This window comes from Butyrivibrio sp. XPD2006, from assembly GCF_000420865.1.
Classification (GTDB): domain Bacteria; phylum Bacillota; class Clostridia; order Lachnospirales; family Lachnospiraceae; genus Butyrivibrio.
Map to the genome: position 1 here is coordinate 44,427 of NZ_ATVT01000006.1, position 26,625 is coordinate 71,051.

The following is a 26,625-nucleotide window of genomic DNA, read 5'->3' on the forward strand; positions in this document are numbered from 1 at the left end:
GACCGCTACCCCCGTCCCCAGGGACCAAAATTCTCGGTTAGAGCATCGCGGAGTAATTTCTTCTCTTATATTCCATGGGGAGGACTTTGTGATATTTAAAGAATGCTTTGGAAAATCTGGACTGGCTCTGGTAGCCCACCTGCTCAGCTATCTCCCCTAGGCTATCTTCGCCCTTCAGGATGAGCTCTGCAGCTTTTTTCATTCTGATCTCGGATATCATATCCTGATACCCCTTGCCAAAGACCACCCTGCAGTAGTTTTTAAGCGATGACTCACTGACGCCGAAAGAGGCAGCAAGTTCCTCAGCCGAGTGCCTCTTCGAAAGGTCTCCGGTGATGATCTCCACAGTCTTTTTGGCGATATCGACCTGAGAAGGAGTGCAGAAGGTTCTTCGTTTTTCGTCCTTAAACGGCAGGTCGTTCAGCAGAAACAAAAGCCTTACAACATCATTCATAAGGAGCTTCTCGTCAGCTCCGGAAATAATATCGTCCTTGAAATCCTCCATGCACCTTCTGATCCGCGCGTTCGATACGGTTATGAAGGGAATGCTTCTGTCGCTGAATTTATCCGTAAGGCCCGAGATCAGCTCTTTTCCCCCGTAAGGAGAAAGCTCTTTTTCCAGGGGTTTCGCAGGAATCACAATCAGCTCAACGCCCTCATACTCAGATGTCGGGTAAAAGAACGCCTTCCTCCCCTCACAGGAAGTCCCGTAGTCTACGGCAATCTCGTCCCCAACCACAAACGTTGTCGCGCCTTTATTGAGCATCACTTCGCACCTGCCGCGAAAGCAGTAATTTATCTTGATGGGCGTAATATCAGCTCCCTGTATGTAGGAAGACTCAAAGACACACTGAGGCAGATCTCTCGACCGGATATTAACATAGCCGGCATAGAGATATTGGCTTAAGATCATCCAGTTCATCTTCCCATCCTGTGCGCTGTCAGCAGCAGGAATGGTATATTCAATGCTCTTACACCTTGCCATAGCAATCAGTCACCTTGTATCCAAGGTCCTCGATCTCTTTTGTGATAACGTCATCATCTATATCCTGCTCGTAACGAACAACAGCCTCTTTTTTGCGAAGATTGACCCTGGCCGAAACTCCGTCCAGTCTGTTTATGGTGCGTTTCACTCTGTTCGAGCAGTTTTCACAGTGCATTCCGTCTATCTTGAAGACTCTGGTTTTTATTATGTGGCCGGAGAGCTTTTTATCAGGTTCCTTCTTAACGGAATCGCCGCCTCCGCAGCAACCGCCCTCGCCCTTAAGGTGTTTGATGCATCCCTTAAGAGCTATAAAAATCACCACCGCCAGTATCACAATGACAATTACATTTGAAAGCATTTAAGTTCCTCCTGTGGACTTTTTGTCCACGCTTATTTGACCGCAATATGTTAGCAATCTCTAACAATTATATCAGCCGCACCCCATTTTGAACACCTCTGATTTTATTGAGAAATCTTCTCACTTTCACAGGCTCTTACTGTATTACTTTCAAAAATCCAAAGTTTTATAATTAATAATTACCTATAAAACCAATTTATATGCACGTTGATAGGTGCGTGCGGAAAGGAAACAACAAATGATCAAATGGAATACAATCGGAAAGGTTGCCTGCGGATTTCTGCTCGGAACAACCGGCGTCAAAGTTCTTGGAAGCAAGGATGCCAAGAAGTGCTACACACATCTGACAGCTGCCGCATACCGCTGCAAAGACTCAGTGATGGAGACTTATACAACCATTAAGGAGAACTGCCAGGATATAAATGCCGATGCAAAAGAGATAAATGAGGAGCGCTACGCCAAGGAAAGAGAGCAGGAAATTGCCGATGCAAAGGCTGTTCTTGAAAGAGCAGAGGCAGAAGCTTAAGAGCTCCTGAGAGCGAGGCAACATATGAAATGTAAGATACTCCACGAATCAAAAGACAGAATGAGAGTCCATGTATACCGGTCACACATGACCCCGGCCGAGGCAGACAGGCTGGAATACTACCTGGGCTCTTTTGACTATGTAAAAAAGGCGAGCGTAAGTGAACGCACATCAAACGCCATCATATACTATGATGACAGTCACAGGGAGGATATACTCTCAGCCTTCTCTTCCTTTGACATTGTGAACACGCAGGTGTCTGTGCCGGAGCATACAGGAAGAGAGCTTCGCATAGAATACGAAGACAGAATGTTCTTCCACATTGCGCAAAAGCTCATCAGACAGCTGATCATCCCGACTCCCGTAAGACATGCGATAGTACTGTTTAAATCAATCCCGTACATTCTGAAAGGCCTAAAGACTCTTCTGGAAGGCAAGCTCGAAGTCTCGGTGCTTGATGCAACCAGCATCGCAGTTTCACTCATCCGCGGTGATTATGATACAGCCGGAAGCGTTATATTCCTTCTGAAAGTCGGCGACATCATGGAGGAGTGGACGCACAAAAAGTCCGTTGATGATCTTGCCAGAACCATGTCCCTCAACGTTGATAAGGTCTGGATGCTCAGTGATGACGGTCAGGAAGTACTGGTCAATATCTCTGATGTCAAGGAAGGTGACAACATCATTGTCCGCACCGGAAGCATGATTCCTCTGGACGGAGCTGTAATGCGCGGCGAAGCCTCAGTAAATCAGGCATCCATGACCGGTGAGTCAGCCCCAGTCCACAAGAGCACAGATGCACTTGTCTACGCCGGAACTGTTGTCGAAGAGGGCGAACTCACAATAACCGTGCAAAAGACACATGGACTTGGCAGGTATGATCGAATCGTCGCCATGATCGAAGAATCCGAGAAGCTTAAGTCAGAGACCGAAGCAAGAGCATCACACCTTGCAGACAGGCTTGTTCCCTACACCTTCGGAGCAACTCTTTTAACCTGGCTTATCACCTGGAATGCGACAAAGGCAACTTCAATCCTGATGGTGGATTTCTGCTGTGCACTCAAACTCTCAATGCCAATCGCTGTACTCTCAGCAATGCGAGAAGCCGGTGATCACAAGATTTCCGTTAAGGGCGGTAAGTTCATGGAAGCTGTGGCAGATGCAACAACAATTGTCTTTGACAAGACCGGCACTCTAACCCACGCCAATCCAAAGGTTAACGATGTGGTTACTTTCGGTGATAACGACAAAGACGAAATGCTAAGACTTGCAGCGTGCCTCGAGGAACACTACCCCCATTCGATAGCCAATGCTGTTGTAAAAGCTGCTGACGAGAAGGGACTCACGCACGAAGAGAAGCACACCAAAGCCATCTACATCGTGGCCCACGGCATTTCCAGTACCATCGACGGTCAGAAGGTCTGCATAGGCAGCCACCATTTCATATTTGAGGATGAGGGATGTACCATTCCGGAATCGGAGCAGGATAAGTTCGATAAACTGCCCGATGAGTACTCTCACCTGTACATGGCCATCGGCGGCACATTGGCTGCCGTGATACTGATAGAAGATCCAATAAGGACTGAAGCTCCTGCGGTTATTCAAAAGCTCAAGGAAGTCGGTTTTGAAAATGTGGTCATGATGACCGGCGACAGTGAAAGAACAGCAAGATCCGTAGCTGCCAAAACAGGCGTGACAAGGTACTTCTCGGAAGTACTTCCCGAAGACAAGGCAGCTTTCATCAAAGCCGAGCATGAAGCCGGCAGAAAAGTGGTAATGGTTGGTGATGGTATAAACGACTCTCCCGCTCTCTCAGAGGCCGATGCCGGCATTGCTGTCAGCACCGGTGCATCAATCGCGAGAGAAATCGCCGATATCACCATTTCATCAGAAGACCTCTCAGGTCTTATAACTTTAAAGAAATTAAGTGCAAAGCTAATGGACAGGATTGATTTCAATTACAGGACCATCATAGGTTTTAACTCACTCCTGATCCTTCTTGGCATGTTTGGAGTCCTTACTCCGACAGCCACATCTCTTTTACACAATACTTCTACGGTAGCACTGGGTATAAGAAGCATGACAGATTTACTTGAGTAATACCTCGTACATCTCGCCCATGTTCTTAAACCCGCCCTCCGGCAGGCAGGAACTGCAGCTGTTGCAGCCATCGCTGCTACAACCTCCGCAGTTTCCGCCGCAGCCGCAGGACATATCTACTTTCTTTATCACTCCGATATTGGTAAGATATTCAACCTGTCTTTTAACATCTTCCACAGAAGTTCCGAGTTCAATGGCAAGAAGCCTTACCGTCCTGGCATTGCCGTCTCTGAGAAGTTCAATAAGTTCTTTCATTTAAGCTCACCCTCATGATTTACCAGATCAGTAATCCAATGTGATATGCGATCGTAGCCAGTAAAAGAGCTGTCGCTGTGTAGTAAATTGCAATCCTTGCTGTCCACTTAACAGAAGCAGTCTCCTGATAGGTTGCTGCCAAAGCTACAACACAAGGCATGTTGAAGGTTATTGCAAATATGAAAGCAAGAGCCTCAGGCTTTGATACATTTGCAAGAAGGATCTTGCTGAGGTTAGATGCTCTGGATGCGCCGCTCATAGCTGCATCGAATGCGCCCGAGAGATTCTCTCCTGTAAAGAGTGCACTGATAACACCAATAGCTCCCTCTTTTCCGACGGACGAAGCAATAAATGCTATGAACATCTGCCATCCAAGACCAAATACTCTGGTAACGGGCTCGATTGCCTGTCCGAATCTTGTAAGGATCGGAATGCTGCCCGGTGTGAATGAATAGCTGAGCAGCCAGAACAGGCCGCAGACAAGGATTACAACGCTGCTTACTCTCTTGAAGGTATCAACGCATCTTCCGAATACATAGCGTAAAAGCGCTCCCCACTTGGGTTTGTGATATGGCGGAAGCTCCATGATCATTCCGTAGCGCTCTGACTTTTTAACGAGACGGCCGCCAAATACCAGTGAAGTAAGGTACATGTGCAGGATCATTGTAAGGAGTATCACTGCAACAACCAGTATGGCTCCGGGTCCAAAGAACATTGCAGAGAGCATTGGAACAACCGACCATGCTGCGCCACATGGAACTGCCCAGGCAAGCGCAATTGTAAGAACCTTCTGTCCCCAGTTATCGATAACTCTCGCTCCTGCTGCACCACCCATGGTACATCCAAAGCTTACAAGGAATGGCATAACTGATTTTCCCTGAAGTCCGAGCTTACCCATTGTGTTGTCAAAAACATAGGAGATTCGCGCCATGACACCGACTTCCTCCAAAAGTCCGAAAACAAGCGTAACTCCGAATACAAAGCCCAGCATCTTAAAGACATATGAGAATGACTGAATGATGACTGTGCAAATTGCGGCGATTATGACTTCAGGACATCCTATTGATGTCAAAAGAGCTGTAACAGGCCCTTTCAGTGCTGCAACGCCTTCACCCACAAACATCAGCGGCAGAGCCGGAATGAATGATGCAATAAGTCCCAAAAGAACTGTAAGAACAACTGCAGGTTTACCCCAGGTTTTGTTCAGGTATATCTTGTCGAGTTTTGATACGGAGAGCTGATTTTCTTTTGACTTAACCGAACCCTCCAGCACATCGTCGATCCATCTGAACTTGGCACTGCCCGTAGCTATGGCGCCTTCAGATCTGGCACAGATGGTTTCAATCTTCTTCATCACATCAGCCGGAAGCTTTTCCTTGAGCTGTTTCATGACTACTCTGTCATTTTCCAGAGCCTTGATAGCCATCCATGTCGATGAAAAACCGTGGACGAGATTCTCGGGGATAAGTGCCTTGAGTTCCTCGTAGCCCTCTATCTTCCTGTACTCCTCTTCGATAGCAGCGCTGCTTAAAACAGTCTTTTCCTTGACTGCACGCTCCATGATCTCATAGTACGGCTCATAATTTTTGGCGTCTGTTGCCGAGAAAAGAAGCACCGGAATGCCAAGCTTTTTCTCAATAGCTTTTACATTGATCTCTTTTCCCTGATCTTTGGCAACATCTGCCATATTGAGAACGAGAAAGCTGGGAACTGTGATACCCGCATAGTCCGCAGCCATAAAAAGACTTCTCTCAAGCTGAGAGCTGTCTGCCAGAATGCAGACTACATCTGCCCTTCCGGAGGCGATGAAGTCCCTTGTGATAACCTCTTCGTCGGAATTGGCTGTGAGGGAATATGACCCCGGAAGATCCGCCACAGCGCACTCCATTCCTTTATATGTGAAAAAACCTTCTTTCTTTTCTACTGTTTTGCCCGGCCAGTTACCCACGTGCTGGCGCAATCCCGTAAGGGCATTAAACATGGTTGATTTGCCCGAATTGGGCTGACCTAAAAGAGCAATAGCAACCGCCTGACTCATGCTGTCACCTCCGATACCTCGATCCCCATGCACTCTTTTCTGTTGAGAGCGATCATGGTATCTCTTGAAAATACCAGCATAGGTCTGTTCTTGTCGTTCCGAAGGACTCTCACGCTGCATCCCGGTGTGAGTCCGATAGAAGTGATCCTGCTGATAAAGCGCTGATCACCGTTTAAGCTTTTGACTACCGCGTCACTGTTTTGTCTTAGTTCACTTAAGCACATACAACTCTCCTCCTGCCAAAGGCATTTTGTGTTTTTGTTAGCTTTTGCTAACACCTCCACATGATTGTATTTACTGTGCTTCGTTTTTTCAATGTCAAAACAGCATTTTTAGCTCTTTTAGCAACGGATTTTCAGAAAAGACTCAACTGCTCGTAGTCACTGCCGCGCTCAAGCTCGGGCATTGGCTCTTTTAACATGTCCAGCGCAGAAGCGGTATCCTGCAGATAGTCCTGTGCGTTTACTGCGTCGATCATCACGGGCATGCGATCGTGGACCGGTTCCATGGACTTGTTGGCCGCAGTTGTTAATATGACAAAAGAGTCTTTGTTGGCGCTAAGATCGTAGAATCCTGCCAGATACATGGGCTTTCCGTCAGGTCTTTTGAAGACAAATCTGGTCTTGTCCCTGTCCCACTCATAAAAGCCTGCTGCCGGAAGAAGGCATCTTCTGCGCATGATACTCTCGGAGAACATGGGCTTGCCCTCTGCAGATTCAGCTCTGGCATTGATGATGAGTTTGCCGTCGCCGCCCGTCAGGCCCCAGAAGAGGTCCTGCACGTCAATCTCTCCAGCGTTGCTGCTTTGCGTGCCTTTGTTTCCGGCGTTGTTGCGTTTTCTGACGATTCCGGGCAGCATCATACCGGGAGTCGCATCACCAAGGCGCGGACTAATAGACCCGGGCCGAAGTCCGAGCTCTTTTTCCACCTCATCTGCAGTTCTGTCGCCAAAGAAGTACCTTCCGCACATTATCAGTCACCAAGTCTCATCATGAAGATCGAGTACTCATCATTCTGGAACTCAAGGTCCGGCGAGTTCTCGCCACCGCCGTTGGTGCTGCGCTTGATCTCGGCGTAAAACTCCTCGCCCTGGTTGACGATGTCCATTACTGAGACGTCAACACCGTTCTCCTGTGCGATCCTGCAAAACTCCGAGAGCTGGTCATCGGCCTTCCTGGTATCAAGGAGCCTCTGTTTCAGCTCTGCATCTGCCTTGGCTTTGCTTAGAAGTATCTCCAGTTTGTCAGCTATACTCATATTTCAGTCCTCCCCTACGAGGTGAACAATCTCCGCTACATGCCCTGTTGCAGGCAAAAACTTATCGAAAATATCCGATGTCTTTATCTTGAGGCTCGATGTGTTTACACACGGATGGCATCCTATGTACTCGCCGGCCTTGACGTCCTCATCAACAAGGAGCCTTACGGCGTGGTCCTTGTCATTCATAAGCCCCATCACGCTTACCGCACCGGGCTCGATATCCAGATATTTCAGCATATCTTCTGCTTCCGCAAAAGAGAGTCTGGCTGAGTTTATCTGATTCGAAAGCTCTTTTGTCTTGAACTTCTTGTCCCCGGGCATCAGAAGCAGATAAAAAGCGGTCTTCTGCCTGTTGCACAAAAAGAGGTTCTTGCACATAAGTGTGCCCAGGGCTACATCTATGGCCTCGCAGGCCTCCATTGTCATCGCTGCTTCATGATCGACTCTGCTGTATTCAATTCCGAGTTTGTCCAGCATGTCGTAAACTCTGATCTCCCTGTCGAGCCTTCCCTCAAGACTTTCAGGTCTCCCAACTACTAATTCCATGGTCTTCTCCTCTGCTTCATTTATAAAAAAATCAACTTTTTTGCATCGTTGTTCCAACTCTACTGCATGGCTGCGGATAGCTTTGGAAGTAGCTCAAGGTCCGCCGGCAGCCAGTCAACACTTTCAAAGTCTGCTCTTCCAAGCCACCTGGCAGCCTCATGCTCAAGGAGCTTAAGTTCTCCTCCCGACAGCGTTGCCCAGTAGCAGTTCATGTGCAGATGAAAGGTCTCGTAGTCATAGTCTATGACATCGATGAGGTCATGGACTTCAATCTCTGCACCCAGTTCCTCTCTTATCTCCCTGGCTAGAGCCTCCTGCGGGGTTTCCCCCTCCTCGATCTTGCCTCCGGGAAATTCCCAGCCGTCCTTGTAATCTCCGTATCCTCGCTGCGTTGCAAATATCTTTGTCTTTTTATTGTAATCGTCGCAGATCACGGCTGCGACTACGTTAACTGTCTTCCTGTTCATGTTCCTTGCTTCCACTCCGCCTTGTATTCATCAGCTTCCAGACAGTATGCGTTCTTCAGGAACGGATAGTACTCTTCGATAGCAACCACCCGGGAGCCCTTCTGTTTGTTGCAGTTTTTGCACAAAGGAAGCAGGTTCCTGTCGTCATTGCTACCACCGCGGTATTTGGGGACAAAATGATCGATCGTCACTTTTTCAAGCGCTATCGGCTTTCCGCAGCGGGCGCAGACTCCACCTGTCTTTTCCAGAATGATCCTCTTTACGTCAGCTTTTTTGCGCTTTTGTCCCTTCATACCTTATATCCGCAATCTGCCTTCTCAGGCCCATCCACTCCGGATTCGTAGTGTGCTCTAAATTCCATGTTGATCTCGCGTATCTCTTTTTTGCCGTCAATATAGTCCTGATACATGTCAGCAAGACCGGACATGCATCCGTCGCAGGATCCGCTGATATTACCGATAGACTCGGCAACTATGCGCTCTCTTTCTTCTCTTGTCGTATCTTTTATCAAAATTGAACTCATACTCAATGTCCCTTCGTTTACTACGCCGGTCACAGCAACCTCTTATATATATCCAGCATGCTCTCTATCTGATACTTCAGCAGCCACGCTGCGTTGTTGTACTCGGTGGTCTCCTTGATCACATCCAGAAGTCCGGGATAAAACTCCTCAGTCTCTTTTATCATTCTGTAGATCCTCTCGCGGGAAAGCCCCCAGGACATGGTGGTCAGGTTGTTGCACCGATCCATGCACTTGATAAGAGTCGCCTTGGGATTGGTCATGATCTGCTTGTAGTATTTGCTGATGATCTCGTGGCGATTATCGTCATTTGTCTTTTCACAGGTAAGGAGCCTTACCAGCTCTTTTGTCCCGTCGTTCACGGGAAGCTCCGAAAGACCAATCTTGCAGTCTTCTATCACATCGTGCAAAAGACATGCTGCAATCACTTCATCCTCATGAATGTCCATAGACAGTGCATGGCAGGCGAGGTTCAGCGGGTGATATATGTAAGGCGTTGTCGAGCGCTTTCTGTTCTGTCCCTCGTGCGCCTTGACCGCAAAGTCCACAGCCTTCAATGTGTTAGGCATCTTGAGGTTGTGCGCTGTAGTCTTGACGTACGTCTTCATGTGCTTCCAGTTGTAGATGGTTTCCTTGGTCTTGAAGATTTTCTGCTTCTCCTCAACCAGGGCCGAAACCGACACGCCCAGCACCTCTGCCAGCCTTATCAGCTTGTCCGTATCCGGCTTGTACTCATCCCGCTCCCAGGAAGATACCGCCTGGAAAGAAATCCCCAGTGCCTCCGCAACCTGCTCCTGCGTAAGCTTTCTGTCCTCCCTGAGCGCCTTGATATTTGAACCGATACTCATCTGCATCCTCCAATCTCAATTACGTTTTTGTTAAAAGAGATCTCTATGCCCAAATGATATTCCGTTAGCTATTTCTATTCTATATAGCAGAGGTTTAAGTTTCAATGATTTATTCAAGTCTGACTTGAGTTAATTGTACTCGCAAATATATCCCATGCATCCCTTATATGACGGATAGTAGCCGATAACGTCATTTGGAATATCGTTCATATAGAATTTATCCTCGGACTTCCTGTAGAAATATTCCACATATTCCTCATCAATTTCCGTGCCGTCAGGGAGCTTATCGGAATAGCTTGGCATTCCGTCAAGCCAGTGTTTCCAATAGCCTTCACCGGTGCACTCAGTCTGTGTCAGATCGGGATCTGTCCAATGATAGCCGAATTTATCCACACGGTTTGCACCTATGTAAAAGACATTGTTCTCCTTGCCTTCGGATCTGATGAGATCATCCACGATCTTAAACTCCTCATCGGTTGTAAGGCAGGCAAGATATCCGCCTTTTTCCTCACACTTTTTGGCCGCCTCTTCCCAGGTGCAGTCCTCGACAAAAAGCTCGTACCTGTGCCCATCGGAAACATACTTTCCGGTGGTAAGAAATGATTTTAGATCATCAATGCGAAGGTAGCTCAAAGGCTCTTTTGCCTTATCAAGGTCATAGGCTTCCCTGAGCCTAACCATATAGGTCTCTTCGTCAGTTTCCTCGCCATCAATGGTATAGTGCAGCGTCCTGAACCTTCCGGTCTCTTCATTGTACATATCCTCTGTGGCGTTTTCATCCAGCTCGTAATAATCTCCGAGAAGTTCGTTCTTCCACTGCCCCTTGTCAAGCTTGTAGACATAGTCGTAATAGTAGCCCATATGTCCTTCTGAATTGCACAGGAGCCCGCTCTTTTCAATATAGGTAAAGTACAGCCTGCTGGTCTGGAGTACTCTTACAGTGCCGTCATAGAAGGACAATATCTGGCATCCGCCGGCTTCAAAGCCTGTATCCACCACCAGTTCAGGCACATCGTCATCATCTACATATATTAGGGCAAAAGACATATCGGTGGAATTTTCAGGCATGCTCTCCTCAAGATAAGCCAGGTAAGCCTCATTCCATGAATTGTAGCCGCTTCCGAAGGTGGAATATGCATTGCCGTCGTAGTAGTCTTCAGGATTTTGGGGATCATAAGCAGAAAAAGCTGTAAACGCCGGTGCTATTCTTCTGTCTTTGTACTCGGCAATGGCCTTTTCCGCCTCATTTTCGGATATCGAAAACTCTTTTCCCGAAACATCTGTCTTGGTCCATACAACGCTGTCGTCATCGCCCTTATCAGACTCAACTAATGTGACAAGCTTGGTCCAGGGCTTTGCGGGTGTAAACTCATACAGCCCGTATTCGCTGAACATCTTGGATCCTGCGTTCTGCTCATAGCCGATAAACTTGCCGCTGCACAGGTAGTAGTGGGTGTAATCCGTGCTCGAAAGAACGCAATATGGCACATCGTTATTCTTTGTGTAAACAGCATAGATCATCTTTTCAAGATTTGGATCGTCCGAGAGATTACCGACGATAAGCTCGTTAGTCCCATCGCCGTCCAGATCCTCAAAGCCATAGCCGGAATATTCCAGAGCCTTTGTCTTATCGTATCCGTCCGCAGAATACGCATAGGTAAGCATAGCTCTAGGCATATAAAAATCTTCGTGCTCTTCCTGATTAGCGAGAATATAGTAATCCATGTCCAGGATCTCTGCGTAGAAATCCTCATCGGAGAGTTCCTTATCTTCCTCGCCTCCGACCTTCGCATCAGCAGATGCATCTGCGCTTTCTGCATCCTGTCCCGCTGCATCCTGCGTTGTCTCTGCTGCCGCATCACCTGCTTTCTGCGTCTGCTGCTCCCCTGCGTTTTCAGGCGCATCAGTTGTCGGCGCTTTCGCTGCGCAGCCCACAACTGTCATCAGTAATATGCCGGTTAAAATACATTTCAGCGTTCTGTTTTTCATATCGCCTCCTGATCGTCACTTCCTCTGTATCCTGAATCCCCTCTCAAACTCTGTTTTTCCTGAAACAAGTTCATCCATGCGTTTTTTCACCTTCTCATCAGGCTCGAGTTCCCGAAGCGTAAGCAATAGCTTATGAATCTCCGGAAGGAGCTCAGAAAGGGGAGTGCTCTTCTCTTTTACCCAACTCTCAAGCGTGTTAAGCGCCATATTTCTGCACCTGATAGGTTCAGACTGAAGGACTGTCTCGACAAAGTCAATTCCCTCCAGCGGATATGCCTTAAGCCCCTGCAAAACAAATTCAGCCACGCTCTGTTTCCAGTATTGCTGTCCCAGCCCAAGTGACGTGCCGGGCGCAGTCTTCATGTCAGGCAGGGAGAGCTCTTTTCTGAACAGCTCCAGGACCTTGTCCCTATATTCCGGATCACCCATCAGATAAATGCACAAATGGCTCAGGCCCTTCACATCTGCCTTAATCGCGCAAAAGACATCTTCCCTGTAATCAAGGCCCATCTCTTGTGCCATATCAACATATTCGCCGCGCTTTACAGCCTCTGCAACCAGCGCCTTGCATTTATCCGAGCCAAGAAGCTCATTGCACATAGCCATTATCTTTGGATCTGCGTTTTCATCATCTTCGTAGGTTGCTTTTATGTTGCTTATTACATAATAATCCCCTGCTGACTCCGAGAGCTCTTTTGCCTGCTCAAGGAAACGCACCAGCATGTCTTCTGCATTATCCAGAAGCGATATGCCTGCGCAGGGTCCCTCGTCCAGGAGGCCTTCGATAATGTCCCTGATCCCCTCAAACTCCTCTTTTGTGGGGCCGGCCTTGAGCACCTCTTCCGCACCGGACTTGGACCAGCACTCATAGGCTGAATATGCCGGGATTATGTTGTTGTGAACGCCGTCCAGTAAGAGCCATCTCTTTATCTCCTCAGTCTCGGGTTTAAGCTTCTCAATAGCTTCTATGCGTCCCCAGCCGTGGACTTTCTGCGCCATCCTGAACAGCTCGTTGTTGCCATCCTGCCAGGTGAGCATGATGAACATGGCAAACTGCGAGAATTCCTCAGACAGCCCCAGGGTACGAACAACCTTCTTCAGCTCCTCGTTGGTATCGGTGTTGAAGAGTTCCAGTATCGACATGCCGTACTTGACGCATTCTTTGTCAAAAGACCTTGTGACAGCATACACAGCGTACTTGTAAACATTAGTCGGATCCAGCTCTTCTCTATGCTCCATGATATATTTCTGAAAATCATCAATAGCAGAGCGCGCCCTGGCAGCCTTGCCAAGCTCTGTAAAAAGAGCTTCAGCCTTATTGTTGTCTCCTGCTGCCGCTGCACGAAGGGCTTCTCCCATCTTGTTTTTTATGTTTTCATCCGCATTCTGGCCGGCCGTATGGAAGATCCCGATGCCGTCCATGGCGCCGTCTGCAAACATCAAACCATTGGTATTGTCCGATGGCAATGAAAAGTCCCGCGGAAGTTCTCCGTCCACGATCGATTCGGAGATCAGGTCGTATAGGGACTTGGTGGTTGCTGTATTGGTAGCTGCTGTAGCATCAGCGGTGTCGGCGCTGTTGTTCTTTCTTTTAAACAAATCAAATATGCTCATTTAGGGTTTTCTCCTGTTATGTTGGTTACTAACATTTAATCTCATTTCGGGTAATTAGGCAAATTTGTGGCAATATCCCCGCTTTCTACCTCCGAGACATGACTTTTTCATGTTCAGCGCCCTACTCCCGGATAGAATCTGTGGCAATATCCCATCTTTCTGCCTTCGGGACATAACTTTTTCATGTTCAGGGCTCTACTCCCGGATGAGATTTGTGGCAATATCCCATCTTTCTGCCTCCGGGACATGACTTTTTCATGCTCAGTGCTCTACTCCCGGCTGATATCTGTGGCAATATCCCATATTTCTGCCTTCGGGACATGACTTTTTCATGTTCAGCGCCTTACTCCCGGACAGAATCTGTGGCAATAGAGTCACCGGGGACGTTTCACTTTGACTCATTGCACACAAGCTTTTTACCTGTCTATGAGCCGATAAAGGCCCTCCCTGCCATAAATTAAGGCCTGGAAAAAGATTTTGTGCAAGCTTTTACCTGTCTAAGAGCCTATAAAAGCCCTCCCTGCCATAAATTGAGGCCAGGAAAAAGGTTTTGTACAAGCTTTTTACCTGTCTACAGGCCAAGAAATCCCCTCCCTGCCATAAAATCCGCGTGAGTCAAACTGAAACGTCCCCAATGACTCAAATTTGCGCAATGTCCTTATAAGTGCTACCCTTTTTTAAGCATGAGTTTTGCAAAAGAAATTAATGCGAGGAGGAAAAAATTGTGAAAAACAAGATAATACTGGCGCTGATTGCCACAGCATTTGTTATGAGCGGATGTGGCAAAGATGCATCTGTACCGGCAGATAACAGCAGCGTATTTGAGAAAGTCGATCAGAACACAGGAGCAAATGCAGAATCCGGTGACGGTGCAGGCGAAAATGCAGCAGAAAGCGGCAATGAAAACGCTGATGCAAACGCCGCAGATAACAATTCAGAAAATGCAGCCGACAGCACCGCTGACGAATCAGCAGCAGACACAGATGATTACACAGAGCAGATCAAATCAGAAGTAGCAGCACTTGCACAAGATTCTCTTTCAGACGAGCTCGCAGCCGTAAACAAACTTTATGACAAATATGCTGACTTAACAGCAAACGCCCCGGACCAGACAGCGATGAACTGCCTTTGCCAGTGGGGAACAGTAGTATGGGAAGATGAAGTGACCAGTCTCCTGGACAGATTAAAAGAAGAGGACGGCGGCAACTACGACAGCCTTCATTCCGAGTATGAGAACTGGCTTAAATACGTGCCTTCCATGTCAGAGAAAATGACATATGTGTACGAAGGAGGCAGCATCTATCCGACAATGCACTCCTACAACGAAGCTATGCTCTTTAAAAGAGAAGCCTATGTCCTTGCAAGTACTCTCGCAGATATCAGAAAAGATGTAGCTTTCTCATTCCCTGATAACACACCTTGCGGATACTACGGTGACTATGCATCTGACACCTACCTCATCATCACAGAGGGCATGGAGAGCGGATCCTACAATATCCGCATTCACTTAGACGGTGACAAGGATCTCCGCGGTTGGGGCTCACAGGAAGATGCACCCGAGTCTTCGTTTATCACCTTCACAAGCGATGACGGAACAGTAGAGGGAAGAATCGACTGCTTCGCACTTGGCGCATCCTTCTATGCATCAGTGTCTGACGGAGCGATCGTAACCACTGACGAAACCTACGAATTCACATTCAAGTATTAAATAGCTCCTTTCTGGTTTCCTCAAGAGCTCTTTTGGTGCTCTCGTTCCTGGTGGGGAATTCGAACATCTTATCAAGATATCCCTGCGAACGGGCAAGCTCCCGGCTCTTTGGATAAACCAGTTCAAAAACAAGGGCAATATGCCCGATCAGATGCTCGGCGGGAGATACCATAACATCGCGGTTTACGGCGTGATGTTCTCTCACCTGCTGCATGACTTTTTCAGAGACCCCGGATGTAAACAGGACTTCTTCGGTAACATTGTAGATCTCCTCCATCGGGGTCTCTACGTTTACCCGAAGGATATCGACCTTATCCGCGTCACGGAGAATATTGCAAAAGACAAGGGTCTGTCCCGATACAGCTTCATCAATCCTGTACTTGTTGTGCTGTCTTATCACGGTCTCGAGCTCTTTATCCCTGGATCTGTCGTCAACGTAACTCAAAATCAAATTGTCTTTTCCGAAAAGAAGATCTGCCCCGAACTCAGCGTGATCAACGGACTCGGAATCAATGAACGTGCTGTATCTCTTCACCTGCTCAAATCTTCCGATATCATGAAGCATTCCCGAAAGCCAGGCAAACTCAACGTCATCGTCGGAAAGGCCGATAGATCTTGCGATCTGCTCGCAGTGATCGGCAACCCTGTAGGTGTGCGCGATCTTAAGCGCAATCTTGGGATCCGACGGATCATAGTTTCTTGTATAGGCAGCGAACTGCTCTTTTACCCTTTGTCTGTCGACATCATATTTCTTATCAAGCCCCAGATATTTAAGTACGATCTCCAGCCCTTCCGTGGGCACGCAGAATGTCCCGTCGCGGTGCTCACAACCCCTTATAACTTCATCAAGGTCAAACCACTTAACACCATCAACCTCTTCTTCCTGAAGCGTGAGGCTCTCAGCGTCCACGGGCTTTTCGTAGACATAAACAAATGCCACTTCATTGTCGTTAAATAACTTCCCATGAAATGACATCGCATACTTTATATGAAATGTTCCTGCAAATGTCAGATCACCGTCTCCTGCCTTAATGCCAAGCTCCTCATACAGCTCTCGCTGCGCGGATTCCAGGGGCTCGTCCCCCGCCTGGATATGCCCGGCCGACGAAGTGTCATACATACCGGGAAAAGACTCTTTCTCAGCGCTTCTCTTCTGAAGCAGTACCTGATAGGAATCCCCCTCTTTTCTAACGATCCAAACATGTGCAGTTCTGTGCGGAATTCCCTCGGCGTGAGCCTTCGATCTTGTCACAGTCTCTCCTGTGGGAACTCCGTTATCATCGGTTATATCAAATATTTCTTCCATGTCATCCTCCGGTTCAACCACTATTCTACACCATGACAGCGGTCTTACAACAGGAATTCTTCATGAAATGAGCCCCGGGTCTGCCAAAGCCAAATGGTCCCTGGGGACGGGGGCAAGGGGTCATTATCAGATAATTCATCGCAAGAAAGACAGTTTCAGATAATGACCCCTTGCCCCCGTCCCCAGGGACCATTTGGCTTTGGCAGACCCTAGAGACCATTTCAGCTTGCCTTACTCCTTGGTATCACGTAAGGGTCACCTGTTGCCGGATCAGTGATGATATCACTTTCCATGCCGTAGACATCTTTCATGAGTCCTGTTGTGATGATGTCCTTTGGCTCGCCCTCTGCGATGAGACGCCCTCTCTTCATTGCGAAGATGTGGTCCGCATACCTGATGGAAAGGTTGATATCGTGAAGAATCGCCACGATTGTCGTCTTCTTGGCTTTGTTGAGTGCAGCGAGACAATCAAGGATCTCTACCTGATACGCAATGTCAAGATAAGTCGTAGGCTCATCAAGAAGCAGAATATCCGTATCCTGAGCAAGCACCAGCGCGATCCACACTCTCTGCCTCTGTCCGCCGGACAAAGAGTCCACCGGCTTGTCCGCAAGGTCCGCGATGCCCATGGCCTCCATGGCGCAGGCAATGGCCTGATAATCCGCCTTGGAGAGCTGACCGAAGAGCTTCTGATATGGGAACCTTCCCCTGGCTACCAGATCCGCCACGGTAATCCCCGCCGGAACTATAGGTGACTGGGGCAAAAGACCTATCTCCCTCGACAGACGCTGTGTCGGAATGTCATAGATCGACTTCCCGTCAAGAACCACGTCGCCGCTCTTTGGCTTAAGAAGGCGTGCAAAGCTCTTTATAAGAGTTGACTTTCCACAGCCGTTCTGACCTATAAGAACGCTGAACTTTCCTGAAGGAATTATGATGTCCAGGTCTTTGATTATTGTATTGTCTTCATATCCCACGCTGATGTTTCTAGCGCAGAAATCATGACTTTTTGCCAGTGCCTCCATTAGATCTTTTCTCCCTTTCTATTGAGGTTTAAAAGCAGGAACAACAGGTATGGCGCGCCGAGAAGTCCTGTAACGACGCCAACCGGGTACTTTGTTTCAAACATATTTTTGCCAACAAGCTCTGCTGCGTAGACAAGAATGGTTCCGATAAGTCCCGCAACCGCCATGGCGTTCTTGCCGTTTTTCGTACATTTGCCGGCAATCGGTCCCGACAAAAATGCCACCGATGCGATGGGTCCGGTGATCGCTGCTGCCGTTGCACTGAGCACCAGCGCGCACAGCATACAACACAGACGAACCGCCGAAAGCGGAACTCCAAGAGTGGTTGAATACTCATCTCCCAGCTGCATCACTCTGAGATACCTGTTACATATGAGCAGCAATGCACTGCAGATAATTGTGACAAAAGAGATTGAGAAAGCATCACTCATCTCCACAAGATTAAGGCTTCCTCTGAGCCACCTGAGGGCTGTTGAAACGTCATACTCAGAGCCAACCAGCAGCATCCAGGAGATAAGGGCGTTCAAAACCGCCTGCATACCGATTCCGATGAGGATCATCCTGCTGCCAAAAAACTGCCCTTTCCCGGAGAGGATAAAGATCAGCGTAGTCACAACAAGTCCCGCAGCTACTGCGAATATCGAAACCACAGGTCCGCTTATCCCAAGTATCAGGATGCAGAAAACCGCTGCTGCAGAGGATCCTGCCGAAACTCCGATGATGTCGGGGGATGCCAGAGGGTTCCTTAAAAGGTTCTGGAACGTATATCCTGAGATTCCAAAGGCAAATCCCGCAAAGCCGCCAACAATCAGCTTTGGAAGCCTGATGGTCTTTATGTTGTAAGCTGCGCCTTTTGTCTCATCACTCAGAAGGTATGCCAAAACCTCTTTTACCGAATAATTAGTATTGCCCATGGTCATCATAAGCACGCCAAGCGCAACAATGATCCCCAGCAAAGCCACAATACACAAGGTATTAAGGCGAGCATGTTTTCTATATATATTTTTTAAATCATGTTCAAGATTGCGCGTCATATACTCTTAGCCTTTGTTTTGCAAACGATCCAGATAAAAACAGGTGCTCCCACGATGGCAGTGATGATGCCGACTTCCAGCTCTCCGGGACGCCCCAGAACTCTTCCGAGGACATCGGAAAATGTCAGAAGTCCCGCTCCGCCGATGGCTGACATCTGAATCACGATCCGCATATCTCCGGAAAAGAGCTGTCGGAACACGTGAGGTAACATCAGGCCCACAAATCCTATGGGTCCTGCCAAAGCTGTCACGGAGGCGCATAGAATGACTCCTGCAAGTGCTGCAAAGAGCCTGACAACGCCAACCTTTACTCCCAGAGATACAGCCATCTCATCCCCCAGCGCCATGGCATTTAAAGGAGATGCGCAGATAACTGCGAGGATAACTCCCACCACCAGAAACGGCACAAGGAGCTTTATGTCATCCCAGGTTGCTCCGCTTATGCTGCCCACCTGCCAGAACCTGAACTGTTTCATAACCTGTGAGTCGGGAAGCATGATCGTGTTTACAAGAGCGCCAAGCGCCGTTGAAACAGCAGCTCCCGCCAGCGCAAGCTTAATGGAATTGGCTCCGCCGTAACCAACCGAAGCGATCCCATATACGAACAGTGCTGTTAAAAGAGCTCCTGTAAAAGATAAACCTATTAACCTGATACCCGATGAAATATTTAGATAGGCGATACCTACAACCACGAACAGAGCCGCCCCGGTATTGACTCCGAGGATGCTTGGATCTGCTATCGGATTTCTGGTAATTGCCTGCATAAGAGCTCCGGATACCCCTAAGGCAGCGCCGGCCAGAAGCCCAAAGACTGTCCTTGGGATTCTGGCTGCGATAACCGCCCTGAAAAAGTCATCATTCAGATCATCAGTAAAATACCCGATAATGTCGGTTAAGGGGATACTTTTGCTCCCATAAGAAATGGAAAGAAAAAGACTTAGAATGACAAAAACAATTTCTATAATAAGGCCTATAAATATACGGTTGTTACTGTATCTTTTGTGCTGCATCATTTAAAGCTTTCAAATAATCATCAATTGCATAAGGTATGGAAAGAACTGTAGGTGTGCTTGCTGCTGCAAGAACATCGTTTGAATCAAGAAGGACAAATGCTCCGTCCTTAACTGCAGGAATGTTTGCAAATCTGCCGTCTGCCTGCATTGCTTCAACAAGTGACTCAGTTCCGTAAGTGATGATGATATCAACATCATTTAAAAGGTCTGCATTCTCAGCACTTACTGTGATTGAGAAGTCCTGATCACTGGTGATAAGGCTCTTTACACTATCAGGCATTACAAATCCAAGATCTGAAAGGAACGCTGCTCTTGGGTCATTGTTTGTATAAATATAAAATGTTCCGAGGTCGTCCTCTGAAAGCCATGCAAATGCTACTCTCTTGCCTGCAAGATCAGGATACTGGCTGAGCTTGTCAGCGATGAGCTTCTCTGTCTCTTCCACAAGCTCTTTTCCCTCGTTCTCAAGTCCAAGAGCCTTGGCATCATTGATGGTCTCTTCCTGCCATGTTGTTGTCCATGCGATCTCCGGATAAGCTACAACAGGAGCGATCTCTGAAAGTCTGTCATACTCTTCCTGACTGAGTCCCGAGTAAGCTGCAAGGATAACGTCAGGGGCGCAATCCGAAATTGCCTCGTAGTCCCATCCGTCTGTGTCATCGAAGACGTTAGGTGTCACGCCTGCATCCGCAAAAGCCTTAGCTGTCCATGCAAGAAGGCCGTTCTCGTCTCTTGGTCCGAAGTTCGCCTCTGAGATTCCGGCAGGGATAACTCCCAGAGCCAGCGGTACATCAGGGTTTCCCCATGCTATTGCCACTACATTCTCAGGCTTTTCCTCAAGAGTGATCTCTCCGAGTCCGTGCTGAATTGTCATGGGAAAAGAGCTGTCGGTAAGCTCAGCTGCGTCAGCTTCCTCAACGTTGGCTGCCTCTGCAGTCTCTGCTGTTTCCTCGTTTACAGTTACATCAGTTGTTGTATTTCCACTCGCACTTCCGCAAGCTGTTGCTAACACGCAAATAGAGGCTGCGAGTATTGTTGATAAGAATTTATTCTTCATTTTATGTCTCCTTCCGTTAGCAATCGCTAACCATGACATATTCTCACATATCAATTTAATTGACAACAACTATTTGAGGGAAGTCAAAAAATACACTTCCTGATGTCCCCATCGTCCACAATAGTGACTCTGTCAGCATCTGCATGGCACAGCTTCAGATCTCTTTTTATCTCTTCCGCGGTATGGGCGTAGGTGTTCAGGTAAATGGCATCAATGCCCACAGCGCTTGCCACTCCAACATCCGCAAGGACCTCATTGCCGACCATTACACACTCCTCTTTTTTAAGGCCGTGCTTTTTGATCAGTGCAAGAAGAAAGTTTTTATCAGGCTTTTTTATCTCAAGATCGGAGGAGATAAAAATGTCGTCAAAGTACTGTGTCAGACCGGTCACCTCAAGCTCTTTTTCCGTAAAGAGCCTCTGGGCATTGGATAAGAGAAACACTCTTCCGCCGGATCTTTTTATAGCCGAAAGAGTCTCGGACACGCCCTCGTACTTCACCAGTTTGTCCCGGGACTTGTCTCTGAAAGCGTTACAGAGCCTTCGCATATCAGCCTCAGGGCAGGGTCTGCCGATAAGCCTGCTCCATACCCACTCAATCTTAATTTCGGGGTACTTGCTGCCGTTCCGCTCTCCCAGGCGCTTTTCTTCATCTGCGCAAATCCTGAGATAGTCCTTCCTGAGCTCCGCCGGCTCATACGCAGTCCCGAACTCAGACTCAAGATAATCCGCCATGAATTCCCAAAGCACGGGCTGCTCCTCATCGGTGTGTATGTCTATAAGCGTCCCATATAAATCAAAAATGTAATTCCTGTATTTCATATCTCACACTATGGAGTACTGCATAAATTCATATTTCAGATTAGTTCCTTCAGCAATGCCTTCCGGCAAAAGAGCTCTCGCCACGAGTTTCAGGTCGTCGGACTCAATGTCTGTTCTCTTTAAATTGGCGTAGTCGCCGTCAATGCTGACAACTGTGTAGTACCAAGTCTCCATTTTGTTTCTCCTTATTTTCTTTCGTTCAGCTTCAATGTCTCAAATATCGTCTGTGCAACAAGCCTTGAGCCGGCAGGTGATGCATGTCTTCTGTCTGTAAAGAACAGATCCACCTCAGGGTGTTTGTGAATCTCTTCCCACCATCTTTCGCCAACGGGCGCAACAAGGCAGTCGTGTTTTTCGGCGAGCTTTCTGTATCTTGCTGACATCTCCGGCTGAAAGCCTTCATTGTATTCCTCAGCCCAGGTCATGTAATAGCATGGGACCGCCTTGGTCTGCCTGATCCAGCCCATAATCTTGTCCGCAGCTTCTTCCATGACTTCAAACTCTCCCATGGGATGCGCAACGTGCTGCAGGATAATGAAATCGTAATCCCCGAAAAGAATGTTGAACCTTGTCTGCTCATTCTCAGCGTGGTAATCGAAGCCCATTCCGCCTTTTGTCAGCATTGTTACCTGCATGTCGATGCCGTTCTCAGCGCAGATGTCTTTAAACATTTTGGGCATGTCATTGTAATATGTGTGGCTGTTTCCGATAAAAAGTGTTCTCATCCCCTCATCCTTCCGTCTTGCTTGTATCAAGTTTAAGCGTATCCAGAACCGCCATAGCCTCTTCCCACTGGTAGCTCATCCAGGACTCGCATCCTATGCTCTGTACTATTATCTGAGTTTTATCTTCACCGATAATGATGAAATCCCAGTTCTCATGATCATCATAGGTTCCGACATGCGCTTTCTGCCCGGCCAGATCTATCTCTTCACTCTTTAGGCCTGTCCCGCATACACCGAAGTTTTCTGAGCAAAAGACCTCTAAGTGCCCATCATCTGCACTGTCCGGCGTTATAAGAAATCCGTAATTACCGCCCACGAGCTTGTCATCATCAGCTGTTGAGACCTCAGCGTTCCACGACTCCGGAAGGGTCACAGAGAGTTCTCCAAGCGCCCCTCCTGCAGTCAGCGTTTTCTTTTCATAGACACTGCCTTCTGCAAAAGAGCTCCAGTCACCATATACTCTCTCGGAATCATTTCCTTTAAACGCCCTGACCTTTATCCTGAAATCAAAATAATCCTGAGCGCCGCCAACATAGAGCGGATCAGTTATCTCAACTGTCTCGGCGGGTTCTCTGTACTCTTTTTCCGCAAAGTACTTGTTCTGTACACTGACTTCATATCCGTCAGCTCCCTCAACAGGGTCCCACTCGAAATGTACCTCTACCGCATCCTCTCCGGGCTGCATGACTCCGTCTTTTACCTGCGGAATGCCGAGAGTTGCTGCATTCCCACAGCCACTTATTGCCAGCGCAAGAACAACTGACACAATTACACTTACTCTTTTCATAATTTCCTCCTCTTATCACTTCTTGTTGAGTCTGAAGCCCGCAACAGCTCCGATCAGTCCGCCAAGGATATGTGACAGATTGGAGATATTGTCATGCATAAGCAGGCCTTCATACACCTGCTGCCCGATGAAAACAAAGGCAACAAGTATGAATGTCAGCGGAATTTCACCGCTGTGAAACTTGGTAAAAGAAGTCATGATAATGAACGCAAATACCACACCACTGGCTCCGCAAAGGGCCACATTCCAGAACAGAACGTAGTTCACGATTCCGGTGACAAGTGCAGTGATCAGTATTGTCTGAATGATATGCTTGGATCCGTATTTCTCTTCAAGCATAGGCCCCAGCAGCAGGATATAAGAAGCGTTGCCTATGTAGTGTCCCCATCCGCTGTGTCCCAGCACATGAGTAAAGAGCCTTAAGTATGTAAGTGGATTTTTTAATGATGAATGATACGTCATAAACAAAAGCTCATTGCTCTTGCCAAGCGTCAATATGTTGACCACCAGAACCACAAGGGTGATGAATACGAACCCTAGAATTACAGGGGAATTGAATGTTATCTTTAACTTTTTCATTTTCCTTTTCTCCTCCATTTCTCCCTATTATAACAAAAACAGCCACAGATTACTCCATGGCTGTCATTTTTATTCATTCGCTTTGCTGTAAGCTGCAGAGCGTTTCATATAATTCTGGAAATTCCTGCTTCATCCTGATCGGCTTACCTTCAGTATTAAGGAACGCGTGGGAAGTTGTTCCGGAGCAGACGATCCTGCCTTCCTCATTTTTCATTTCGTAATCGAGAAAGAGCTTTACGCCTTTAAATTCCCTGACCGAGACCCTGATGGAAACCTTCTCCGAAAACTTGGTTGGGTACTTGTAATCACAGGTCACACCAAGGACCGGCGAAACAATGCCCATTGACTCAAGTCTGGCAAACTCCCATCCTATCTGAGAAAGGAAGTCAACTCTGGCTTCCTCCATCCACCTGATATAGTTGGAATGATGGGTTATACCCATTTTGTCGGTTTCATAATACTGAACGGTATGAATGTAGTCCATTTTATCGTCCTCTTCTTCCACTAAATTACAGATAGCTGACTGTCTCTGAGAGCTCTTTTCTGCTGGAATGATTCTCAAGAGGGCCTGCGCCTTCTGCTGCATAGCCAAGGTCAAGGAGCATTAGGATCTCCTCATTCTCGGGAAGGTCAAGGGCCTGTGCGAGCTTGTCCGGATCAAAGAAATTGATCCAGCAGCTGTCAACCCCCTCGTTGTATGCTGCAAGTGTCAGGTGAGTAGCCACAATTGCAGCGTCCTCTACACCGGAATCTCTTTTCCCACCGGGATATGTGAATACATTGTTCTTGTCAAAAGCAACGACAAGAACCGTTGAAGCACCGTATCTGCACGGAGTTGCCTCGTCAATCTTGGCAAGAGCCTCCTCGGACTCGATAACATAAATGTGCTGCTCCTGCAGATTCTTGGCTGTGGGAGCAAGCCTTCCAGCCTCAAGAATGTTATGAAGATGCGCCTTGTCAACCTTTCTTCCATCATACTTCTTGCATGAATAGCGGTTTTTTACTACTTCTCTGAATTCCATTTCTTTTCCCCTTTCTGTAAATTATTCCTCTTCCCATCCTTTGCAGATGTCGCACCAGCCCTGAGTCTGCGTAATAGACTCGAGCTCATCCGGCGTTATCTTAACAGAAGTGAATTCATTTCCTCCTGCCGGGTGTACATACTTAAATCTCTTCATCGAGACATCAAGCCAGATCGGTATGTCTTTTGGCACAGCAAAAGGGCACACTCCGCCGGGTTGAAATCCTGTAATATCTACCACCTGCTCCCTGGGGATCATGTGTGGTTTTGTATGAAAAACCGACTTAAACTTCGAACTGTTGACCTTGCCATCTCCGGCCATCACGACAATCACAGGTTTTTCATCAACGATGAATGAAAGCGTTTTGGCGATCTCAGGCTCCGTGCAGCCGATCTGCTGCGCTGCGTGCTCGACAGTATCTATCGTCTCGACATGCTCTGTAAGCCTGTCACCAAATCCTTTTTCATCAAGAAACTCTTTTACCTTTAAATTGATCATCTTGCTTACCTTCTTCCGGTTTAATATTCATCAAGGAAATTGTGATATTTCTTTCATATTCTTTCTTGCTTTCACAAATTGAAAACAGAACAGTCCTAATCCTATATGAGAATTATGACTGCCCTGCTGTTAAATTAATGGTAGTTCACTGACAGGTCTTTTACCAATTCGTTTTAGTTATAGCTTGCTATAACCGATGAGTCATTGGGGACGTTTCAGTTTGAATCTCTTTTTATCTGTAATATGCAGAGACTTCCAAAAAGGATTTCTCTCCGTCGATATACTCCTTATAAGCCGTCTCGGCGTCTTTACCACGAAAGACCTTGCACAGTCCGCACATATCGCAGTCTGCAATGCAAGGAAAGCGCTGCTTGATATATGCTCTGCGCTCTTCTGCTGTGGATTCGGATATTTCAGGTGCAATGCCCATAGTGACCTCCTTAGTGGATCTGCCTGTCCTGACGGTACTTCTCCATGTACTCCATGTTGATCTCGCGAATCTCTTTTTTGCCGTCGATGTAGTCCTGATAAATATCCCAGGGATTTCCACCGCCCAGCCAGCATGAAGAACAGTTCTCACAACCGCCACCACAGTCCAGGGAGTTCTTGATTATCTGCTCGCGTTCTTCTCTTGTTGTGTCCTTGATCAGAATAGATTTCATAGGCAACCTCCCGGCAGGATCTGCTTACAAGTTAATGTTGTAATTATCATATATTCTTTCGGTCAAAATAAAAAGCCCCAAAATGGTCCCTGGGGACGGGGGCAAGGGGTCAAAAAATTGAGCAGATCCATGCTGCCAAAGCGGAAGCTGCCGGGAATATCACAAAGAGCTTCAAAAGCTGGCTTTTTATGTTGTAGCCGTACTTTCTGTTCGCGTAAACGCTCTCAACCTCCGGAAAATAGAACTGAAAGAACTTATACTTCATGAGCAGGAAGTAATCAAAGCAGACCATGTCATAGATTTTGTAAACGCTAAAAATGAATACGAATCTCACGAAGAACTGCCAGAACGTAAACCCGCTGCGAAAGCCATCCCATATGGAGATGACACCAACGCCCAGGATCATCAGAAAACTGAACACCATCAGCGTCCAGCCTATGACCCTCGCCCCGTAGAACAGCTCCTTATCCCTCGGCACAATGGCCTCCTGAGCCTCTTTCGGCGCCGAGGAAAAGAACTTTTTGTCCTGAATAAAAAAGAGGGCCTCAGCCCTCTTCCAGATACCTTACCTCTTTCCCGTGCGCGATCGCATACTCAATCTCGCTCCTGGTGCTTGATCCAATGTAGCCACCGACATTTATGACAAATATTGAATCTGCCATATCGATCTTGGCCTTGTGCATTTCATCAAGCATCTCTTTTGTCCGGGTCAGTGTGCCCTCGTCCATATTCTCCCAGACTTCGCTGTCGCCGGAATGCCCGAACAAACCTACGCTTATGACAATGTTCCCCTCAAGGGTAAGTCTCTTTTGCGCCTCCATGAACTGGTCCTTGAATCTTGTACTACCGCAAAGTGTTACTACCGGATATTTCCCCTGCATT

At 47.6% G+C, this 26,625-nt stretch carries 34 protein-coding genes; 3 read left to right on the forward strand and 31 right to left on the reverse strand.

Going from position 1 to position 26,625, the window contains the following annotated elements; translation table 11 throughout:
• Positions 1-37: 37 nt before the first annotated feature.
• The gene (locus G590_RS0108200) at positions 38-985 is read right to left on the reverse strand and encodes a helix-turn-helix domain-containing protein (protein ID WP_022765187.1); all 948 of its coding nucleotides are present in this window, start codon (positions 983-985) and stop codon (positions 38-40) included.
• Positions 972-1,343 (reverse strand): heavy-metal-associated domain-containing protein, encoded by a 372-nt coding sequence (locus tag G590_RS0108205; RefSeq protein WP_022765188.1) that lies wholly within the window; start codon positions 1,341-1,343, stop codon positions 972-974. Before G590_RS0108205 ends, G590_RS0108200 begins: the two co-directional genes overlap by 14 nt.
• Positions 1,344-1,581: 238 nt before the next feature.
• On the opposite strand from G590_RS0108205, the gene G590_RS0108210 reads away from it, so the two are divergent.
• Both G590_RS0108210 and G590_RS0108215 read left to right on the forward strand, forming a co-directional pair.
• Entirely contained in the window at positions 1,582-1,869 is a 288-nt protein-coding gene (locus G590_RS0108210) for a DUF6110 family protein (protein WP_026494024.1), read from the forward strand.
• 24 nt (positions 1,870-1,893) lie between these two features.
• Entirely contained in the window at positions 1,894-3,969 is a 2,076-nt protein-coding gene (locus G590_RS0108215; RefSeq protein ID WP_022765190.1) for a heavy metal translocating P-type ATPase, read from the forward strand.
• On the opposite strand, the gene G590_RS18830 is transcribed toward G590_RS0108215, so the two are convergent.
• From G590_RS18830 to G590_RS0108275, 12 genes are all read right to left on the reverse strand, one after another.
• Complete coding sequence (locus tag G590_RS18830; RefSeq protein ID WP_022765191.1) at positions 3,958-4,224, reverse strand: hypothetical protein; 267 nt, start codon at positions 4,222-4,224, stop codon at positions 3,958-3,960. The two genes, G590_RS0108215 and G590_RS18830, sit on opposite strands and share 12 nt — an antisense overlap.
• A gap of 19 nt (positions 4,225-4,243) precedes the next feature.
• On the reverse strand, positions 4,244-6,262 hold the full coding sequence (gene feoB / locus G590_RS0108225) for a ferrous iron transport protein B (protein WP_022765192.1): 2,019 nt from the start codon (positions 6,260-6,262) through the stop codon (positions 4,244-4,246).
• Positions 6,259-6,486 (reverse strand): FeoA family protein, encoded by a 228-nt coding sequence (locus tag G590_RS0108230; RefSeq protein ID WP_022765193.1) that lies wholly within the window; start codon positions 6,484-6,486, stop codon positions 6,259-6,261. The genes feoB and G590_RS0108230 overlap by 4 nt, the downstream gene beginning before the upstream one ends.
• Positions 6,487-6,617: 131 nt before the next feature.
• Complete coding sequence (locus tag G590_RS0108235) at positions 6,618-7,232, reverse strand: SOS response-associated peptidase (RefSeq protein ID WP_022765194.1); 615 nt, start codon at positions 7,230-7,232, stop codon at positions 6,618-6,620.
• A 2-nt stretch (positions 7,233-7,234) separates the two neighbouring features.
• Positions 7,235-7,519 carry a hypothetical protein gene (locus G590_RS0108240; RefSeq protein WP_022765195.1) on the reverse strand — a complete coding sequence of 95 codons (285 nt, stop codon included), beginning with the start codon at positions 7,517-7,519 and terminating at the stop codon, positions 7,235-7,237.
• 3 nt (positions 7,520-7,522) lie between these two features.
• Complete coding sequence (locus tag G590_RS0108245; RefSeq protein ID WP_022765196.1) at positions 7,523-8,068, reverse strand: prolyl-tRNA synthetase associated domain-containing protein; 546 nt, start codon at positions 8,066-8,068, stop codon at positions 7,523-7,525.
• Positions 8,069-8,127: 59 nt separating this feature from the next.
• The gene (locus G590_RS0108250; protein WP_022765197.1) at positions 8,128-8,535 is read right to left on the reverse strand and encodes a (deoxy)nucleoside triphosphate pyrophosphohydrolase; all 408 of its coding nucleotides are present in this window, start codon (positions 8,533-8,535) and stop codon (positions 8,128-8,130) included.
• The gene (locus tag G590_RS18835) at positions 8,532-8,828 is read right to left on the reverse strand and encodes an HNH endonuclease (protein WP_022765198.1); all 297 of its coding nucleotides are present in this window, start codon (positions 8,826-8,828) and stop codon (positions 8,532-8,534) included. Before G590_RS18835 ends, G590_RS0108250 begins: the two co-directional genes overlap by 4 nt.
• Positions 8,825-9,058 carry a hypothetical protein gene (locus tag G590_RS0108260; RefSeq protein WP_026494025.1) on the reverse strand — a complete coding sequence of 78 codons (234 nt, stop codon included), beginning with the start codon at positions 9,056-9,058 and terminating at the stop codon, positions 8,825-8,827. Before G590_RS0108260 ends, G590_RS18835 begins: the two co-directional genes overlap by 4 nt.
• A 29-nt stretch (positions 9,059-9,087) precedes the next feature.
• Positions 9,088-9,903 carry a helix-turn-helix domain-containing protein gene (locus G590_RS20530; protein ID WP_022765200.1) on the reverse strand — a complete coding sequence of 272 codons (816 nt, stop codon included), beginning with the start codon at positions 9,901-9,903 and terminating at the stop codon, positions 9,088-9,090.
• Positions 9,904-10,032: 129 nt separating this feature from the next.
• Positions 10,033-11,892: a C-type lectin domain-containing protein gene (locus tag G590_RS0108270; RefSeq protein ID WP_022765201.1), complete on the reverse strand. Its 1,860-nt coding sequence runs from the start codon at positions 11,890-11,892 to the stop codon at positions 10,033-10,035.
• Between the two features lie 15 nt (positions 11,893-11,907).
• On the reverse strand, positions 11,908-13,506 hold the full coding sequence (locus G590_RS0108275) for a hypothetical protein (RefSeq protein ID WP_022765202.1): 1,599 nt from the start codon (positions 13,504-13,506) through the stop codon (positions 11,908-11,910).
• A gap of 724 nt (positions 13,507-14,230) precedes the next feature.
• Here G590_RS0108275 and G590_RS0108280 point away from each other — a divergent pair.
• Positions 14,231-15,214: a hypothetical protein gene (locus tag G590_RS0108280; protein ID WP_022765203.1), complete on the forward strand. Its 984-nt coding sequence runs from the start codon at positions 14,231-14,233 to the stop codon at positions 15,212-15,214.
• On the opposite strand, the gene G590_RS21815 is transcribed toward G590_RS0108280, so the two are convergent.
• From G590_RS21815 to G590_RS0108370, 17 genes are all read right to left on the reverse strand, one after another.
• Positions 15,204-16,520, reverse strand: a complete 1,317-nt coding sequence (locus G590_RS21815) for an NUDIX domain-containing protein (RefSeq protein ID WP_081641025.1) — start codon at positions 16,518-16,520, stop codon at positions 15,204-15,206. The genes G590_RS0108280 and G590_RS21815 overlap by 11 nt on opposite strands.
• 221 nt (positions 16,521-16,741) lie before the next feature.
• Positions 16,742-17,545 carry an ABC transporter ATP-binding protein gene (locus G590_RS0108295; protein WP_022765204.1) on the reverse strand — a complete coding sequence of 268 codons (804 nt, stop codon included), beginning with the start codon at positions 17,543-17,545 and terminating at the stop codon, positions 16,742-16,744.
• Positions 17,545-18,507, reverse strand: coding sequence for a FecCD family ABC transporter permease (locus tag G590_RS0108300; protein WP_442852344.1), 963 nt, complete (start codon positions 18,505-18,507; stop codon positions 17,545-17,547). The genes G590_RS0108295 and G590_RS0108300 overlap by 1 nt, the downstream gene beginning before the upstream one ends.
• A 68-nt stretch (positions 18,508-18,575) precedes the next feature.
• Positions 18,576-19,592: a FecCD family ABC transporter permease gene (locus G590_RS0108305; protein ID WP_022765206.1), complete on the reverse strand. Its 1,017-nt coding sequence runs from the start codon at positions 19,590-19,592 to the stop codon at positions 18,576-18,578.
• The gene (locus G590_RS0108310) at positions 19,567-20,649 is read right to left on the reverse strand and encodes an iron-siderophore ABC transporter substrate-binding protein (protein WP_022765207.1); all 1,083 of its coding nucleotides are present in this window, start codon (positions 20,647-20,649) and stop codon (positions 19,567-19,569) included. Before G590_RS0108310 ends, G590_RS0108305 begins: the two co-directional genes overlap by 26 nt.
• A gap of 83 nt (positions 20,650-20,732) precedes the next feature.
• The gene (locus tag G590_RS18850) at positions 20,733-21,470 is read right to left on the reverse strand and encodes an HAD family hydrolase (protein WP_022765208.1); all 738 of its coding nucleotides are present in this window, start codon (positions 21,468-21,470) and stop codon (positions 20,733-20,735) included.
• 3 nt (positions 21,471-21,473) lie between these two features.
• Positions 21,474-21,644 carry a hypothetical protein gene (locus G590_RS0108320; protein ID WP_022765209.1) on the reverse strand — a complete coding sequence of 57 codons (171 nt, stop codon included), beginning with the start codon at positions 21,642-21,644 and terminating at the stop codon, positions 21,474-21,476.
• 11 nt (positions 21,645-21,655) lie between these two features.
• On the reverse strand, positions 21,656-22,195 hold the full coding sequence (locus G590_RS18855; RefSeq protein ID WP_022765210.1) for an SGNH/GDSL hydrolase family protein: 540 nt from the start codon (positions 22,193-22,195) through the stop codon (positions 21,656-21,658).
• A gap of 4 nt (positions 22,196-22,199) precedes the next feature.
• Complete coding sequence (locus G590_RS0108330) at positions 22,200-22,982, reverse strand: hypothetical protein (RefSeq protein WP_022765211.1); 783 nt, start codon at positions 22,980-22,982, stop codon at positions 22,200-22,202.
• A 15-nt stretch (positions 22,983-22,997) separates the two neighbouring features.
• The gene (locus G590_RS0108335; RefSeq protein WP_022765212.1) at positions 22,998-23,561 is read right to left on the reverse strand and encodes a rhomboid family intramembrane serine protease; all 564 of its coding nucleotides are present in this window, start codon (positions 23,559-23,561) and stop codon (positions 22,998-23,000) included.
• Between the two features lie 73 nt (positions 23,562-23,634).
• On the reverse strand, positions 23,635-24,045 hold the full coding sequence (locus tag G590_RS0108340) for an acyl-CoA thioesterase (RefSeq protein ID WP_022765213.1): 411 nt from the start codon (positions 24,043-24,045) through the stop codon (positions 23,635-23,637).
• A 25-nt stretch (positions 24,046-24,070) separates the two neighbouring features.
• A complete protein-coding gene (locus G590_RS0108345) occupies positions 24,071-24,583 on the reverse strand; it encodes a nitroreductase family protein (RefSeq protein WP_022765214.1) in 513 nt (170 codons plus the stop codon).
• A 21-nt stretch (positions 24,584-24,604) separates the two neighbouring features.
• Positions 24,605-25,081 carry a YbaK/EbsC family protein gene (locus G590_RS0108350; protein ID WP_022765215.1) on the reverse strand — a complete coding sequence of 159 codons (477 nt, stop codon included), beginning with the start codon at positions 25,079-25,081 and terminating at the stop codon, positions 24,605-24,607.
• A gap of 232 nt (positions 25,082-25,313) precedes the next feature.
• The gene (locus G590_RS0108355) at positions 25,314-25,511 is read right to left on the reverse strand and encodes a hypothetical protein (protein WP_022765216.1); all 198 of its coding nucleotides are present in this window, start codon (positions 25,509-25,511) and stop codon (positions 25,314-25,316) included.
• A 10-nt stretch (positions 25,512-25,521) separates the two neighbouring features.
• Entirely contained in the window at positions 25,522-25,743 is a 222-nt protein-coding gene (locus tag G590_RS0108360; RefSeq protein WP_022765217.1) for a hypothetical protein, read from the reverse strand.
• Positions 25,744-25,852: 109 nt separating this feature from the next.
• Complete coding sequence (locus tag G590_RS18860; RefSeq protein ID WP_022765218.1) at positions 25,853-26,221, reverse strand: hypothetical protein; 369 nt, start codon at positions 26,219-26,221, stop codon at positions 25,853-25,855.
• Between the two features lie 67 nt (positions 26,222-26,288).
• Positions 26,289-26,624, reverse strand: coding sequence for a hypothetical protein (locus tag G590_RS0108370; RefSeq protein WP_022765219.1), 336 nt, complete (start codon positions 26,622-26,624; stop codon positions 26,289-26,291).
• Between the last annotated feature and the right edge of the window lies 1 nt (position 26,625).